The 14,787-nt window shown below is 60.7% G+C and carries 16 protein-coding genes; 4 read left to right on the forward strand and 12 right to left on the reverse strand.

All coding sequences use genetic code 11. The features are described from left to right. Positions 1–13 precede the first annotated feature (13 nt). The 6 genes from LRS06_RS11580 to LRS06_RS11605 all read right to left on the reverse strand — a co-directional run bounded on the left by LRS06_RS11580 (position 14) and on the right by LRS06_RS11605 (position 4,220). Positions 14–427 (reverse strand): DUF2752 domain-containing protein, encoded by a 414-nt coding sequence (locus LRS06_RS11580; RefSeq protein ID WP_257871638.1) that lies wholly within the window; start codon positions 425–427, stop codon positions 14–16. A 13-nt stretch (positions 428–440) separates the two neighbouring features. Next, complete coding sequence (locus LRS06_RS11585; protein WP_257871639.1) at positions 441–752, reverse strand: CD225/dispanin family protein; 312 nt, start codon at positions 750–752, stop codon at positions 441–443. 115 nt (positions 753–867) lie between these two features. Further along, on the reverse strand, positions 868–1,239 hold the full coding sequence (locus LRS06_RS11590) for a DMT family protein (protein WP_257871640.1): 372 nt from the start codon (positions 1,237–1,239) through the stop codon (positions 868–870). Positions 1,240–1,364: 125 nt separating this feature from the next. After that, a complete protein-coding gene (locus tag LRS06_RS11595) occupies positions 1,365–2,339 on the reverse strand; it encodes a zinc dependent phospholipase C family protein (RefSeq protein ID WP_257871641.1) in 975 nt (324 codons plus the stop codon). 74 nt (positions 2,340–2,413) lie between these two features. After that, on the reverse strand, positions 2,414–3,133 hold the full coding sequence (locus LRS06_RS11600) for a LytTR family DNA-binding domain-containing protein (RefSeq protein WP_257871642.1): 720 nt from the start codon (positions 3,131–3,133) through the stop codon (positions 2,414–2,416). Between the two features lie 61 nt (positions 3,134–3,194). Next, positions 3,195–4,220, reverse strand: a complete 1,026-nt coding sequence (locus LRS06_RS11605; RefSeq protein WP_257871643.1) for a sensor histidine kinase — start codon at positions 4,218–4,220, stop codon at positions 3,195–3,197. A 216-nt stretch (positions 4,221–4,436) separates the two neighbouring features. On the opposite strand from LRS06_RS11605, the gene LRS06_RS11610 reads away from it, so the two are divergent. Beyond that, on the forward strand, positions 4,437–5,552 hold the full coding sequence (locus LRS06_RS11610) for a DUF5700 domain-containing putative Zn-dependent protease (RefSeq protein WP_257871644.1): 1,116 nt from the start codon (positions 4,437–4,439) through the stop codon (positions 5,550–5,552). Between the two features lie 82 nt (positions 5,553–5,634). Here the strand turns inward: LRS06_RS11610 and def are convergent, their stop codons facing one another. Then, complete coding sequence (gene def, locus LRS06_RS11615; protein WP_257871645.1) at positions 5,635–6,234, reverse strand: peptide deformylase; 600 nt, start codon at positions 6,232–6,234, stop codon at positions 5,635–5,637. Then, positions 6,231–6,641, reverse strand: coding sequence for a Holliday junction resolvase RuvX (ruvX, locus tag LRS06_RS11620; protein ID WP_149069633.1), 411 nt, complete (start codon positions 6,639–6,641; stop codon positions 6,231–6,233). Before ruvX ends, def begins: the two co-directional genes overlap by 4 nt. Before the next feature lie 362 nt (positions 6,642–7,003). On the opposite strand from ruvX, the gene LRS06_RS11625 reads away from it, so the two are divergent. The 3 genes from LRS06_RS11625 to LRS06_RS11635 all read left to right on the forward strand — a co-directional run bounded on the left by LRS06_RS11625 (position 7,004) and on the right by LRS06_RS11635 (position 10,685). Further along, positions 7,004–8,695, forward strand: coding sequence for a S41 family peptidase (locus LRS06_RS11625; RefSeq protein WP_257871646.1), 1,692 nt, complete (start codon positions 7,004–7,006; stop codon positions 8,693–8,695). 167 nt (positions 8,696–8,862) lie between these two features. Further along, the gene (locus tag LRS06_RS11630) at positions 8,863–10,071 is read left to right on the forward strand and encodes a homogentisate 1,2-dioxygenase (protein WP_257871647.1); all 1,209 of its coding nucleotides are present in this window, start codon (positions 8,863–8,865) and stop codon (positions 10,069–10,071) included. 74 nt (positions 10,072–10,145) lie between these two features. Then, the gene (locus LRS06_RS11635; RefSeq protein WP_257871648.1) at positions 10,146–10,685 is read left to right on the forward strand and encodes a hypothetical protein; all 540 of its coding nucleotides are present in this window, start codon (positions 10,146–10,148) and stop codon (positions 10,683–10,685) included. A gap of 71 nt (positions 10,686–10,756) precedes the next feature. Here the strand turns inward: LRS06_RS11635 and LRS06_RS11640 are convergent, their stop codons facing one another. The 4 genes from LRS06_RS11640 to LRS06_RS11655 form a co-directional block, all read right to left on the reverse strand. Then, positions 10,757–12,313 (reverse strand): hydroxymethylglutaryl-CoA reductase, encoded by a 1,557-nt coding sequence (locus tag LRS06_RS11640; protein ID WP_257871649.1) that lies wholly within the window; start codon positions 12,311–12,313, stop codon positions 10,757–10,759. A 63-nt stretch (positions 12,314–12,376) separates the two neighbouring features. Beyond that, positions 12,377–13,102: an energy transducer TonB gene (locus tag LRS06_RS11645; protein WP_257871650.1), complete on the reverse strand. Its 726-nt coding sequence runs from the start codon at positions 13,100–13,102 to the stop codon at positions 12,377–12,379. Between the two features lie 65 nt (positions 13,103–13,167). Next, on the reverse strand, positions 13,168–13,911 hold the full coding sequence (locus LRS06_RS11650; protein ID WP_257871651.1) for an energy transducer TonB: 744 nt from the start codon (positions 13,909–13,911) through the stop codon (positions 13,168–13,170). 84 nt (positions 13,912–13,995) lie between these two features. Beyond that, positions 13,996–14,745, reverse strand: coding sequence for a WG repeat-containing protein (locus LRS06_RS11655; RefSeq protein WP_257871652.1), 750 nt, complete (start codon positions 14,743–14,745; stop codon positions 13,996–13,998). Positions 14,746–14,787 lie beyond the last annotated feature (42 nt).

Raw genomic sequence — 14,787 nt, forward strand, 5'->3', positions numbered from 1 at the left:
CCTTGTGCAGGCGCTAAGGCGCCAGCCAAACTCCCAGTGTGGTGGGCGTGTTTCGCAGGGCCGTAAATAGCAGGGTGCTGCCAACTACCGTCCAGCCCAGCCAGGGTTGGTAAAGCCAGGAAAGACGCCGGTTTTGCGGCCGCAGAAAGGCCCCGACTTCGAGCAGGCCACCCAGCAGCAGCAGCGGCACGCACGCTACGGCCAGCAGGTTGAGGCCGGCGGCCCGCGCCAGCTGCCCGCGCAGCAAAGCGTGCAAGGCCCGCTGCGTGCCGCAGCCCGGGCAGTGCCAGCCGGTCAGCCAGTTGATCGGGCAGCGGGGAAAAGGGTAGTGGGCCGGGTCGAGGCGGAAATACAACAGGGCCAGCGTAAGCCCGGCGAGTATGCCGAGGCCCAGTACGCTGGCCCTGCTGACGGAAACTAATGGCACGCTGAAAAGCGGATTATTGGGAGGCGGCGTTCATCATAGCCAGGCCACCGAACACGAACATGAAAAGGATGTACAGTACAATGCCTCCCAGGCCAACGAAAAACCCGATTTTCGTCCATTTGCCGGCTTTCTGGGAAGCGTCCAGTGCCCCGGCGTAGTCACCCCGGGCTATGCTGGAGTTTACATTGGCGGCGTTGATGATGCCTACAATCCCGAAGGGAAGGCAGCAGAAGATGGTGACCAGGATAGATTCTACCAGCCAGTTTTTGGGTGGCGGGCCGCCCGCGGGCGGAGTATTCATGGTGGAATTGTAGGTCTGCTCCATGCAAAGAGAATAGAAAAAAGAGGGAGAAGGTTGATTGACGGGGTTAAACATAGAAATTATCTATGCAAAACCAGTATTTTTCCGCCGTAAGGTCAGATAATAGTTGAGTTGGTTCTCACCACTTCCGGAATATCACATACACTGCGGCCACCAGCAGCCCAAAGCCCAGCAGGTGGTTCCAGCCTAGCTTTTCGGTTTTGAAGACGTACACCGCGCACAGCGTAAACACCGTCAGGGACACCACTTCCTGAATGACTTTGAGCTGAAACAGGCTGAAGGGGCCGCCATTTTCCTCGAAGCCGATGCGGTTGGCCGGCACCTGAAACACGTACTCGAAGAAGGCTAAGCCCCAGCTTACCAGTACAATGCCCACCAGCCCCAGCTTGCTGAACCACGGCAGCTTTTTAAACTGCAGGTGCCCATACCAGGCAAACGTCATAAACAGGTTGGAAACCGAGAGCAGCACCAGCGTAAGCAAGCCTTTCATAAGGTGAATGGTGAGGAGTGAAATCGTGAGTTTGGATGTTGTACTGGCGCTAAACCCGCCTGTTGAAGCAAATTGCGCAGTTAGAACGTCAACTCACCATTTCACCAGCTTACTATTTCACCGCTTTAGTCCGCGTGGCCGGGGGCGTTGGTAACCGGAGCCTGCTGGAGCTGCTCGGTTTCGCGGGCCAGGCGCTGCTGCTCCTCGGCCGAGACGGTGCGGGGCATGTTGCGCAGGTCGGGCTGGCCGGCATCCACCCAGGCGGTGTACCAGAACGCGCCCACCAGCCGCACGGCCAGGCGCATCTGCCGCTCTACCTGCCCGCTGAGGCGCTGGTGGTACTCGCGGCTGAACTCGCGGGAGTAGGTGCGCACGGTGGCATTGCCTCGCTGCTCAAAGGTGTATTTCTTGTCGTCCGGGAATTTGGTCGTCAGCTCCTTCTCAAAGCGCAGCACAGAGTCGACGGCGTTGCTGGAGCGCGTGACGGTGGCCCAGATAGCAGCCGTGGGCCGTTCGATATAGGGGGCCGGACCCGTGAAAAAGTCGTAGCCCGAGGCCAGCAGCTCCGGCAGGCGGCTTTCCCAAAGCCCATGAATGCCGCGCTGCCCCGTGAGCTGCCCGTTGTAGTTATGGGTGGTGTGCAGGGGCACGCAGGCATCGGCCACGTAGTGCCCCAGGTCGGCCGACACGCTCAGAATCCGGTCGGCGTTGCGGCTGCGGAAGGCTTCGGTCAGGCGATTTTTCATCACCACCACGTGCCAGGGCACAATGCCGTGGCGCTGGAGCGTATCGAGGCTGTAGCGGGCCACGGCGTCGGCGTAGTTGCGTGGCAGCTTGTAAGCGGCGCTGTCGCCATACACGTCCAGGTCGATGTAGTGGCGCGGGGCCTCCTCGGGTACTACGGAGCGGCGCGAGTCGGGGCGGGTGGCGTTTTCGGTGAGGTAGTCGATGTTGCTCTTATAGAAGCCCAGCAGCTCGGGCGGCAGCGTGTACACGGCCAGCCGGTTGATGGTGCGGTGCCCGAAAAAACCCCAGGCCTGCGGCCGCTGGGGCCAGAGCGTCAAGACAACGACGAGAAAAGCAGCCGCTACACGGGTCATAAAGGAATAGTCAGATACGAGCAGGAGAAAGATACTCAGGCTTTTCGGTAAGACCAAACGCCTGATTCTAAGCGCTACTCCCGCACCAGGCGGTAAAGGCTTTCCCGGTACGTTTCGCCGATGGGCAGCTCCTGCTGCCCGATATACAAAATGTTGCCATCAATCATACTGATCTTATCCACGGCCACCAGGTACGACTTATGAATGCGCAGAAAAGCGGGCTGGGGCAGCTGGTCGGCCAGCTCCTTCAGGGTTTGATAGGTAACCAGTCGCTGGTTGGCCGTGTGCAGGGCCAGGTAGTTGCCCAGCGCCTCGGCATACAGAATATCGGCGTGGCTGACGCGCATGAACTTGTTTTTGCTGTCGCCTTTCACAAACAGGTAGCCGCCTGCCGGGGCGGGAGCCGCGGGGGAAGCGACCGGCGGCGCTGGCGTGGCCGGCGCCAGCAGAGCCTGGGCTTTCTGCACGGCCCGCAAAAACCGGTCGAAGGAAACGGGCTTCAGCAGGTAGTCCACCACATCGTGCTCGTAGCCTTCCAGCGCGTACTCGGGGTAGGCCGTGGTGAGAATGACCTTGCAGCGGTGCCCGCAGATTTTTAGAAACTGCAGGCCCGTCAGCTCCGGCATCTGAATATCAAGAAACACCAGATCGGCCCGGCCTTCCTGCACCCACTGCAGCGCTTCGATGGGGTTGGTAGTCAGCCCGGCCAAGGTCAGAAACGGAATTTTCTCGATGTAGGCGGCCAGCAGGCGGCCCGCGTAGGCTTCATCATCAACGGCAATACAACGAATCATCGGGGGCGAAGCTGATATAATGCCGGGAGGCCGGCGGCTGAGGTTTGCTTTTCGGGTGGGTTCAGGCCAGGGTAAGCTGCAGCTCGGTGGCGTACGTGGTGCCGTCGGTATGCACGTGCAGCTGGTGACGGCCGGGATAAAGCAGCTCCAGCCGCCGGCGCACGTTGGTCAGCCCGATGCCGGTGGTACTGTCTTTCTGGTGGTGGCTGATGCGGTTGCGCACCGAAAAGCGCAGCTGGGTGGGCGAAGGCAAGCTCAGCTCGATTTCGACGGGGCACTCGGCTAGGTGCACGATGCCGTGCTTGAGGGCATTTTCGACGAAGGGAACCAGCAGCAGCGAAGGCACCCGCTGCCCGTTGATGAGGCCCTGCTGCCGGAAGTCAACATAAAACTTCTTTTCGAACCGGAGACGGTGCAGCGCCAGGTAGTTTTCCAGGTAGTCCACTTCCCGGCGCAGCTCCGCATGGCCGTCGGGGCTGTCGTGCAGCATGTAGCGCATCAGGTCGGAAAGGCGCAGCACTGCCTCGGCCAGCGGCTCCGAGACGAGGTAGGCTTCGGCGTAGAGGTAGTTGAGGGTGTTGTAAAGAAAGTGGGGGTTGATCTGCGTTTTCAGGAAGGCCAGCTCTGCCTGGGTTTTTTCCTGCAGCAGGAGTTGGGTTTCACGCTGCTTTTCGCGCTCAAAGGCGTCCTTCACGCCCCAGGCGGCCGCGGCCACCATCACCATGGGCAGGCCCTGGGTCAGGTTGTCGCGCAGATAAGCCAGCAGGCGTACCTCGCCGGTATAGTTGCTGAACCCAAACAGCAGCGGCATCAGCACCTGCTCCAGCGCATAGCGCGTGGTCGTGAAAACGACGGGCGCCAGCAGAATGCCCAGCAGCAGCTGCGGAATCCGGTTTTTGCGCACAAAGCGCGGGTATATCAGCAGAAAGCAGTAGTAAAACACGCTCATCATGCTGAGCCGGAACGTAAACTGCAGCAACAGCAGCGGCCCCAGGTTGGCGGGGTGTCCGCTCACGATGCCCACGGCATCATAGGCGATAAGCAGCCCCCAGCCCAGCAGATGAAAAAGCAGTGTTTGGCGGTTCATGGCTTAAAGCTAGGCCACGGAGGCCGCATCTGCTCAGGTTTTATGCCAGCGCCCCCGTAGCCGATGCCAACCCCCGCGTTGGGCGGATAACCTGGCCGGTAGCCCGGCCCACGGGTTTACATCAGGTTTGAGTTGGTTGCTATAATAAAGTTTCGGGCGCCGGCCCGGGCCCGCACCTTTGGCTTATTCTTTTCGCAACCCTTACTCTCCGGCTGTATGAAACGCTTTACCTTCTGGCTGCTCGCTTTGCTGCTTTTGCTGGGTCCGCACTCCCAGACTGCCTCCGCTCAAACCGTGAACATCGACGCGGCCCTGCGCTACTGGGAAATGACGGACGCCCTGCGGCAGGATCAGCCTCTCACCGATGCCATGTGGGAGTCGTTTCTGGCGGTGCCCGCCAACAACCGCTACGTGAAAAGCGTGTTTGGCAGCAACCTTGCTGACCTGAACAGCTACCGTCGGGCCATCGAGGTGGTGTACCGACCCAGCCTCGACTCCCTGCGCCAGGCCAAGCTGGCGGCCAAGAAATGGTACTACGTGCTGGTGAACGACTACAAGCAGCGGGAACCGGAATACCGCCAGTATCTGACGGAAACTGCCCGCCAACCGGCTTACCTCGACCTGATGTACCGCTACGCCTACGAATACCTGCCTCAGCGCGCCCATACTACAGTGCAGAACCTGCAGCTGGCTTACGTGGCTATCGGCAACGACGCTATTTCCGAGCAGGCCGGGCTGGTGTTCAGCCTGAAGTCGGCCGTCGACTGGAACAAGCCCAAGAACGGTATTCTCGAAGCCCACGAAATGCACCACCAGCTGCGCCCCGGCCTCGACTTCAGCTTTGCGCCGGAGTCCGATCAGGCCTTGCTCTGGGCCCTGAACGTGGTCCTGAACGAAGGTGTAGCCGATCTGATTGACAAGAAAGCGCAGCTGGCTTCCCCGGCCGACTCCGCTGAAATCCATCGATGGCTGCTCGCCGGCGCCCCGGGCGTCATTCACAAGCTGGACTCGGTTCTGCAGGTTGGTGCCCGGGCAACTGGCCCGCTGCCGGCCATCAGCTACTACCGCCGCCTCTATAAAGGCAGCACCGGCCACCTGCCGGGCTTCTATATGTCCCGCATCATTGAGCGCAACGGCTACGTCCGCCCCATGCTGGCCAACGTCGACAACCCTATGGCTTTTTTTCAGCTCTACCAGAAAGCCGCCCAAAAAGACAAAACGCATCCTCCGCAGTTCTCCGCCGCGGCCGTTCGCTACCTGAAGCAGCTGGAGAAGCGTTACGTGGCTGCGGCCCGTGCGTCAGCTAAAAATGCGTCCGAGGCTGCTCATTAATGAAGCCCCGCAAACAAGCCACGCCGGCCATCAGGTAGTGCCTGGCGGCCGGCGTGGCTTGTTTGCGGGGATATATAAGTAGCTACCGCCCGCCCTGGCCGGCAAACTTCATCCGGTAGTCGGCCTTCACGTCGCCTTTGCTGATGCGGGCGAGCTTGCCCTTCAGCAGCTGCTTTTTCAGCCCCGATACGTAGTCGGTGAACAGCACGCCTTCGAGGTGGTCGTACTCGTGCTGAATCACGCGGGCCGTCATGCCCGTGAAGGTTTCCTCGTGCACCTGGCGGCTTTCATCCTCGTAGCGCAGCACAATGGTGGGGTGGCGGTACACCATTTCGCGCACGCCCGGAATGCTCAGGCAGCCTTCCTCAAAGCCCCATTCCTCGCCGGTTTCGTTTACCATCTTCGGGTTGAGGAAGGCGCGCTTGATGCCGGCTTCGGCCCCTGGCCGTGGCTCGCCGGTTTCCTCGTCCTCGTCATCCACCATGGGGGCCGAGTCGATAACGAACAGGCGCACGCTCCGGCCAATCTGGGGGGCGGCCAGGCCTACGCCGTGGGCGTAGTACATGGTGTCGTACATGTCGCCAATGAGCTTTTTCAGCTCTTCAGCTGAAAAGTCAGCGGGAATATCCTTGGCGCGGGCTTTCAGTACCGGGTCGCCAAAGGCTACAATAGGGTAAATCATCGGGAATTCAGAAAAGATTGCAAAATGAGCGTGGCCGACACCCTATCAACGGTGGCTTTGTCGCGCCGGTCTTTCTTGGAGAGGCCACCTGCCAGCATGGCCGCGTGGGCCATCCGGGACGTAAACCGCTCGTCGATTTCGTGCACGGGCACTTCCGGCAATTCGCGGCGGAGCGTGCGCACCAGGCCCACGGCCGCGCTGGTGGCATCCGTGGCCTCGTTGCTGAGCGTGCGGGGCATACCCACTACCAGCGCCGCCAGCGGCTCGCGCTGGTGGTAGGCCTTTACGTAGGCCAGCAAATCCTGACTATGCACCGTTTCCAGGGGCGTGGCTATGATCTGCAGCGGGTCCGTTACGGCCAACCCTACGCGTTTGTGGCCATAGTCAATAGCAAGAATGCGGCCCATGGGCAAAACGGCGGAAGGAAAGGAGAAGCGGCAGCATTACCACCGGAAATTCAGCTCAAAGATACGATACACCCCCGAACTGCGCCCAATGCCCCTGAGCCCGCGCCAGACCAGCAGGCTGGCGGATTTTATATGTTGAATGATAGGAATAGTCATATTGGTTGCAATTTACTGAGTAGTAATTTTGACTTGGAAATAAGGCTAAGCAGCTGAAGGTAACAGTTATGTGTAAGGATGTTTGCGCGAAAAGGATATGGAATAGTATTAATTGAATGACAAATACAGAAAGGCGTATATAAGTGTCAAATCCCGGAAAAGTTTCAGTAGCTTTGAGTCTTATCCGTTTCCCACACCCGGCTTACATGGCAGGACTTTTTACTCGTTTAACTCACGTAGTTTTTCCTGGGCCTGCAAAACCGGCATCGGCTGCTTTCGGGCGGTGGCGGCAGCCGCTGCTGCTGGGTGCCACGCTGGTGTGTGGGGTGCTGCTGGGGGCCGGGCGGTTTCAGGCTTCCCGCCAGAACCCTGAGGGCACGCTCCGGGGCTACCTGCGCTTCAAGGAGGTGCTCAGCCACGTAGACGAGGAGTACGTGGACTCCGTGGACGTAGAGGCGCTGTCGGACTACGCCATTGCGCGCATGCTGGAGCGCCTCGATCCGCACTCCACCTTTATTCCGGCCCGGGAGCGGGAGCAGTCTGCCGCCTTTCTGCAGAGCGACTACGACGGTATCGGGGTAGAGTTCAACCTGTTTCGCGACACCGTGACGGTAATAGCGCCCCTGGGTGGCGGCCCCGCCGAGCAGGCCGGCCTGCAGCCCGGCGACCGTATCCTGGCCGTCAACAACCAGCCGGTTTCGGGGCGCCACATTACCATGACGCAGATGTTTGGCAAGCTGCGCGGCCCAGCCGGCAGCCGGGTGCAGCTGCAGGTGCTGCGACGGCCGGGCAGCAAGCCGCTGCTGCTGAGTGTGCCCCGCCAGCGCATTCCCAACACCTCGGTGGAAGCGGCGTACCTGCTGAGCGAAACCACCGGCTACATCAAAATCAGCCGCTTTGCCAGCGGCACCTACGACGAGTTCAAGCAAGCCCTCGGCGACCTGAACCGCCAGGGCATGACCAAGCTGGTGCTGGACCTGCGCGGCAACCCCGGCGGCTACCTTGACCGGGCCACCAAGCTCGCCGACGAGTTTATAGCTGGTACCCGCAAGCTGGTGTACACCGAGGGCAAGGACGACCAGTTTGATACCCAGACGTTTTCGCGGGTGAACGGCGAGTTTGAGGAAGGCCAGCTGGTGGTGCTCATTGATGAAGGCAGCGCCTCGGCGGCCGAAGTGGTTGCCGGTGCCCTACAGGACCACGACCGGGCTCTGTTGGTGGGCCGCCGCACCTTTGGCAAAGGCCTGGTGCAGCAGCCCGTGGTGCTCAACGACGGCTCGGAACTGCGGCTGACCATTGCGCGCTACTACACGCCCTCGGGCCGCTGCATACAGAAGTCGTACGCCGAGGGCGCGGCGGCCTACTCCCAGGAGCTGCGCAACCGCCAGCGCCAGGGCGAGCTGCAGCACGCCGACAGCATCCACGTGGATGACGCCCTGCGCTACCGCACTGCCCACGGCCGCGTGGTGTACGGCGGCGGCGGCATTTCCCCCGACGTATTTGTGGCCCGTGACCAGGCCACGCTGTCCCCGTACTACGCCCGGCTGCAAAGCCAGAATCTGGTGCGCGAGTACGCCCTGCAGTTCTTTCAAAGCCACAAGGCCGAGCTGGAGGCCCTCCGCTTCGAGCAATTTCAGGAGTCGTTTCAGATCAGCCCGGCGCAGCTGGCCGAGCTTGCCGACCGGGCCGAGCAGGATGGTATTGCGCTGGACGAAACAGCCCTGCGACAGTGCGCCCCGCTACTGAGCAACCAGCTGAAAGCCCACATTGCCCGCAGCGCCTACGGCAAAACTGCCTACTACCAGGTGCTCAATAGCCGCGACGCCGAGCTGCAGGCGGCCCTGAAAGCCGTAGCCGATGGCCGCGCCCTCCTGGCCCAGGATCTGTCGGGAAACTAGCGGCGGCTTTTTGTTTGCTTCAGAAGCCTCATCCTGCGTTCGGCGGATGAGGCTTTTTGCTGAGGTATTCAGCGTCGACCTGGAGGAGCAAGCGGTGAGGGCCGCCGGGATGCGGGCAGGCCCGTATATTTAGGCACTGATTTTTGCACCCATCCCACCCGCCCGCTATGCCTTACTATCACCGCCTTGGCCAGATTCCGCGCAAGCGCCACACCCAGTTCCGCCAGCCCGATGGAACCCTCTACCACGAGCAACTGGTCGGTACCCTGGGCTTTTCGGGTGTTTCGTCGCTTCTCTACCATCAGCACGCGCCCACCGAAATCCGGCGCGTAGGCGAGCCGCAACCCTACGCCCCCAAGCTGCTGAAAGACCGGGCCCTGCAGCCCAGCCACCTGCGTACCCTGGCCCAGACCAGCACCGGCGGCGACTACCTGCAGGCCCGCCAGACCATGCTCGGCAATGCCGATGTGATGCTGAGCATCTGCAGCCCCACGGAGCGGCGCATGGACTACTACTACAAAAACGCGCTGGCCGATGAGGTGATTTTCGTGCACGAGGGCCGGGGCGAGCTGTGGAGCCAGCTGGGCATCGTGGCCTTTGAGCCCGGTGACTACGTGGTGATTCCGCGCACCATCATTCACCAGTTTCATTTTGAGGAAGGCCCGGTGCGCCTGCTCGTTATCGAGTCGTTCAGCCCCATCGAAACGTGCCGCCGCTACCGCAACCACTTCGGGCAGCTGCTGGAACACTCGCCCTACTGCGAGCGGGACATCCGGCCGCCCCACGCGCTGGTGCAGGACACGGCGCGCGAGTCGGGCGAGTACGTGGTGAAGGTGAAGAAGGAAGGCTTCCTGCACGAGCTGGTGTACGCCCACTCGCCCTTCGACGTGGTAGGCTGGGACGGGTACTTCTTTCCTTACGCTACCAGCATCCACGACTTCGAGCCGATTACGGGCCGCATCCACCAGCCTCCACCCGTGCATCAGCATTTCGAAGCGCACAACTTCGTCATCTGCTCCTTTGTGCCGCGCTTGTTCGACTACCACCCGCTCAGCATTCCGGCGCCCTACAACCACTCCAATGTAGACTCCGACGAGGTGCTGTACTACGTGGCCGGCAATTTCATGTCGCGCAAGGGCGTGGACCTGGCCTCGTTTACGGTGCACCCCAGCGGCCTGCCCCACGGCCCGCACCCCGGCACCGTGGAAGCCAGCATCGGCAAAAAGGAAACCCACGAGCTGGCCGTGATGGTGGACACCTTCCGCCCGCTCTACCTCACCGAAACGGCTTTGCCTTACCTCGACGAAAAGTACCCCATGAGCTGGAACCCCGGCTTCGTGCACGAGGCGCCCCGCGCGGCCGATATGATGGATTAAGAGATTTTACCGAGCTGTCTGCACCAAATCCGTGGCAGTCACGTTTACTGGCTTCTCCTTACCTGCCTTTCCTCATGAAGAAATCCTTCCTTTCGGCCGCCTTGCTGATGGTGCTGGCCCTCGTCACATTCAGCTGTGACAAAATCAACGACCTGCTTACGTTCGAAATTTCCGACACGCAGGACTTCAAGATTCCGGCTACGCCGCTGGCCGGCGGTCTGCCCGTGACGCTGACGTTGCCCGTACCTGTAACCAACAAAGCCTCAGAAACCTTCAGCAACAACAACACGAAAGCCGACCTGGTGAAGGACGTAACGCTGAGCAAGCTCACGCTCACCATCACCGACCCGGACACCGAGAACTTCGACTTTCTGAAAAGCATCAAAATCTCCATCGGGACCGACCAGAACGACAAAGTGGTGATGGCACAGCTGGACGACGTACCGCGCGGCGTCACGACCATCGAGCTGAAGTCGACCAACGCCAAGCTGGATAAGTACATCAAGGCCCCGAACTATACGCTCTACACCGAAGCCTCCGTGCGCCAGGCTACCACCCGCGAAATCACGGTAAAGGAGGAAAGCCGCTTCAAGGTAACCGCTGACCCGCTGTAGCCTAACAGGTACAGGAAACGCAAAAGCCCCGCTTCATACTGAGTGAAGCGGGGCTTTTGCGTTTAGCCGACTTAGCGGTTCCGGCCGTACTGTTCGTGGCTGCTCACCCAATCGGAGGAGCTGATGGCGGAGCCCAAGCTGAGCTCCCCGGCCAGCACCACGCCGGCCACTATTTCGGCGAACTTGTTGACGGTGCCCCGGCCCACGCAGCCCAGCATGCGCAGGCACTCGTTTTGGGTAGCCAGGCCCGTGCCCCCGCCGTGGGTAGCCACAATGAGCGAAGGAATGGTGATGCTGATGTACAGGTCGCCCTCGGGCGTGATTTCGGAGTACAGAATGCCCGCCGACGACTCTGACACGTTAGCCACGTCCTGGCCGGTAGCAATGAACATGGCCGTGATGCCATTGGCGGAGTGGGCGCCGTTGTTGTTTGCACCCGAAATAAATGCACCCACGTTGCTTACCTGCCCGTGGTAGGCTAGCTGCTCGGGCGTCACGCGCATGCGCTGCTGCAGCACGTCGCGCTTCACTATAGCCTCAGCTACCACACGCTTGCCCCGGGTGCGCATTACGTTGATCTGCGAGGCTTTTTTGTCGGTGGCGAAGTTTGATTCGAGGTAGAAGTGGCGGATGGGCGCGCCCTTGTAGTTTTCCAGAATCCAGGAGCAGGCGGCAAACGTGGCGCGGCCTACCATGTTCTGGCCGGCGGCGTCGCCCGTAGAGAAGTTGAAGCGCAGGTAGGCGAACTTGTTGCTCAGATAGGTGTCGATGTACTGGAGCTTGGCTATGCGGGAGGTGCTTTCGGCCTCGGGCCGGATCTTGTCGATTTCTTCCTCCACCCACTTACCAAAGTCCCGGGCGCCGCGGGCATCATCGAACACGAACACCGGGGCGCGCTGCATGGCGTCGCCGACCACAGTGCACTTGACGCCGCCGCAGAGGTTGAGCACCTGCATGCCACGGTTGTAGCTGGCTACCAGGGTACCCTCGGTGGTAGCCATGGGGATGAGGAAGTCGCCCTGGGCGTGCTCCCCGTTTACGCGCAGCGGGCCGGCCAGTCCTACCGGAATCTGGGCCACGCCCGTGAAATGCTCGCAGTTGCCCTGCAAATCGTGAGCGTCGAAGGAGTAATGCTTGAGGTGCTTGAACTCCTGGCCCGAAAACTCCTCGGCGAAGCGCTGCCGGGCCTGAATGGCCGCCTCCGAGTAGTCGTCTTGGTCCTGGCGCGGAATGCGGGTTTTGTTTTCGTGCTGCTGGGCAATGGCGTCTTCGACCTCCACGTTCAGGTCGCCGAATGGGTCGGCGGAAAACTGCACCCGCACCGTGTGAATGCCTTCCTTGAGGTGCTCGGTAGCCAGATGGAACGTGGCAGCCTGGCCCACCGGCAGCGTGTAGCCGGTGCTGTCGGCGTTGAAGGTGGTGGCGGGCCGCACGTCGCCCTCGCCAAGGTCCAGCGCAATCTGCTCTACTCCAATCTTTACGCCGTCAATCTGCACATGGTCGATGCGGGTGATGCGCACCGTATCGAGGCGGTTCTTGATGCTGAAGGCCACACCTTCGGGGGTGTTGTGGAGGCTGCCGCGGGTATAGAGCAGCTTGAGCAGCATGGGGCTGGGCGTGAAAGTCATGGGCGGGCGCGGAGGTTAGATGACTGATAGGGCGGGTAAAATAGAAAGGTTTTGGGTAGAAGGCTACCGTCGGGCGCGTTTAGCTGATTTCTTTCCGGGGAGTGCAGGGTTTTCTGGCGTGGGTTCGAAAGTGATGCGCACAGTAAACTGCACCGGAACCGGCCGGCCGTTCTGGCTGCCCGCCGACCATTCTCCATCCAGCAGCTGCACCAGCCGCAACGCTTCAGCGTCTAATTTAGGATGCAGGCCCTTGGTTATTGTCGGCTTAACGACGCGGCCTTGTTCGTTGATGGAGAACGTAATGAACACCTTGCCTTTTACCTGATCAATACCATCCGGCCACTGGTTGTTCTGGCGGATAATTGCTAGCAGCCGTTCCTGTCCTCCTCTAAAGACAGGCATTTGCTCTACATACCCCAGAAACGCCTGCTCGGCTGGCTTATTCGCTGCCTGACTTAGCTCATCCGCTTGGACTAACGGAGCTAGCCATACCTCGTCCATTGTAGCATTCATAGCCGCATTATCCCGCAGCACCGGCTTCACCTGCGCTACCGCTTCCCGCGCCGAGAGTCCCATCCCGCACACTAATACCAGCGCCACTAGAAACCGCCGCAGTCGGGGCTGTAGCTTCAGTGGTGCGGCCAACTGCCCGGCCCGGAACCGGCCGCACAGGCGGCCATGGGGTGCGGCGACACGGGCGGCATCTAAGTCAGCTTGGGTAGCATTGGTGAAGTCGATAACCGTGCGCTGGCACACGGAGCAGTGGCGGCCCTGTTCCGTGGGTGTCATCTGCTGCCAGTCTGCGTGACAAGCGCGTAGATGAACATTCAGAATAGGTAGGTCCAGCATAGATGTTAACGCTTTTCGGGAGCTTGTTGAGTTGAGGCGAAGGTGATGGGCAGCGTGTACCTTACCTCTATCGGAGTAGGCCGTGGCGGCTGCACCCAGCGGGGCATTTTCCGCACCACACGCAGCGCTTCACCGTCCAGAGCAGGGCTGACTCCTTTCAACACCTTGGCCTGCGTGAGGTTTCCGGTTTTTGTGATAACGAAGCCAATGAATACTGTGCCTTCGGCTGTATTAGAAGCGGAGTAATGCAGATTCCTTCTCAGATAAGCCACCAAAGAATCTTGCCCGCCTGGAAACGATGGCATGGGCTCAAGAATGCAGCTAACCAACAGTTTCGCCTGCCTCTGCGAAGCGGATGGTGCAATTTTTAAACTCAGCGCAGCCGCTGAAACATCATTAATAGTCCTAATTCCGGTTATGGCCGGTTCTGCGCGGGGCAGGAACTGCCCCACCGCTTCTCGCGCCGACAGCCCTGACGCGCACACCAGCACCAACGCAACTACAAACTGTCGCAATCGGAGGCGCAATTTCGGCGGTGCGGCCAGTTGCTCTGCCCGGAGCCGGCCACACACGCGGCCATCGGGGGAGACGGTATGGGCCATTAGTAGGTCGACTTGGGTGCTACTCGTAACGTTGACCACCTCGCGGTTGTAGCCTACGCAGTGTCGGCCCTGGGCGGTAGGCGTTATCTGTTGCCAGTCTTCGGAGCAGGCGCGTAGCTGTACATTCAAAATAGGTAACTCCAGCATAGTTGAATAACTAAAAAGCCCGGTTGCCGGAGGGTAACGCGTACCGGCAACCGGGCAGTATATAAGTAGCAGGAAAGCCGGAGCTTACTCGAAAAACTCCTTGCCGCTGCTGTCGATGTAGCCCATGCGGCCGTCGGGGGTTTCCACGCGGGCTACGTCGCCGATGAAGGGCTCGGCCAGGCGGTATTTGGGCGCCACCAGCCAGCGGCCCTCGGCGTTGAGGTAGCCGTAGCGGCCCTGCTGCCGGGCAATGGGAAAGCGGAAGTCGTTTTGTGGAGAAGCCACGATGGTGTCCAGCTCCAGGGGGAGGGTGATTTTGCCCTTGCGGTTGAGCACGCCCCACTTGTTGCCCTGCCGCACAAACAGCAGCTGGCGGTAGTCTTCCCGGATTTCGTCGTACTCGGCCGGCACCACCGCCGAGCCCACCGTAAAGCGGAAACCCAGCTTGCCCTGACGCCGCACCACGTCGCCCAGGGAAAGGTAGTCTTCCTCCGGCGCGGCCTCGGGCGGGGAAGTCAGGCGGCTGCCGGTAGCATCTATATCGAAGGTTTCGCCCCGGAGCGTGACGGTAGCGCGGCCTTTGTAAAACGTGGCGGCTTTGGAGAAGTGCACGGGCGTGATGGGGTTGCCGCCGCCGTCGATGTAGCCATACAGCCCGTTCTGGCGCACCCAGGCCACTTCTTCCACAAACGGCCCGGCCTCCTCATACTGCAGCGGCAGCACCACGCGGCGGCTGTGGTCGGCATAGCCCCACTTGTCGCCCCGCCGAAAGGGCACCAGCCGGCCGCTCACCAGGTCCTGCGCGGCGGTAAGCGCCAGCGCGAGTATGCCCATTCCTAGAAACTGCCACTGCCTTTTCATGCGCGAATTACCCGT

This window comes from Hymenobacter sp. J193, from assembly GCF_024700075.1.
In the GTDB taxonomy this organism is placed as follows: domain Bacteria; phylum Bacteroidota; class Bacteroidia; order Cytophagales; family Hymenobacteraceae; genus Hymenobacter.

Coding starts and splice junctions, on each gene's coding strand:
- LRS06_RS11585 (WP_257871639.1), bottom strand. CDS start 752: ATGGAGCAGACCTACAATTCCACCATGAATACTCCGCCCGCGGGCGGC.
- LRS06_RS11590 (WP_257871640.1), bottom strand. CDS start 1,239: ATGAAAGGCTTGCTTACGCTGGTGCTGCTCTCGGTTTCCAACCTGTTT.
- LRS06_RS11595 (WP_257871641.1), bottom strand. CDS start 2,339: ATGACCCGTGTAGCGGCTGCTTTTCTCGTCGTTGTCTTGACGCTCTGG.
- LRS06_RS11600 (WP_257871642.1), bottom strand. CDS start 3,133: ATGATTCGTTGTATTGCCGTTGATGATGAAGCCTACGCGGGCCGCCTG.
- LRS06_RS11605 (WP_257871643.1), bottom strand. CDS start 4,220: ATGAACCGCCAAACACTGCTTTTTCATCTGCTGGGCTGGGGGCTGCTT.
- LRS06_RS11610 (WP_257871644.1), top strand. CDS start 4,437: ATGAAACGCTTTACCTTCTGGCTGCTCGCTTTGCTGCTTTTGCTGGGT.
- def (WP_257871645.1), bottom strand. CDS start 6,234: ATGATTTACCCTATTGTAGCCTTTGGCGACCCGGTACTGAAAGCCCGC.
- ruvX (WP_149069633.1), bottom strand. CDS start 6,641: ATGGGCCGCATTCTTGCTATTGACTATGGCCACAAACGCGTAGGGTTG.
- LRS06_RS11625 (WP_257871646.1), top strand. CDS start 7,004: ATGGCAGGACTTTTTACTCGTTTAACTCACGTAGTTTTTCCTGGGCCT.
- LRS06_RS11630 (WP_257871647.1), top strand. CDS start 8,863: ATGCCTTACTATCACCGCCTTGGCCAGATTCCGCGCAAGCGCCACACC.
- LRS06_RS11635 (WP_257871648.1), top strand. CDS start 10,146: ATGAAGAAATCCTTCCTTTCGGCCGCCTTGCTGATGGTGCTGGCCCTC.
- LRS06_RS11640 (WP_257871649.1), bottom strand. CDS start 12,313: ATGACTTTCACGCCCAGCCCCATGCTGCTCAAGCTGCTCTATACCCGC.
- LRS06_RS11645 (WP_257871650.1), bottom strand. CDS start 13,102: ATGACACCCACGGAACAGGGCCGCCACTGCTCCGTGTGCCAGCGCACG.
- LRS06_RS11650 (WP_257871651.1), bottom strand. CDS start 13,911: ATGCTGGAGTTACCTATTTTGAATGTACAGCTACGCGCCTGCTCCGAA.
- LRS06_RS11655 (WP_257871652.1), bottom strand. CDS start 14,745: ATGGGCATACTCGCGCTGGCGCTTACCGCCGCGCAGGACCTGGTGAGC.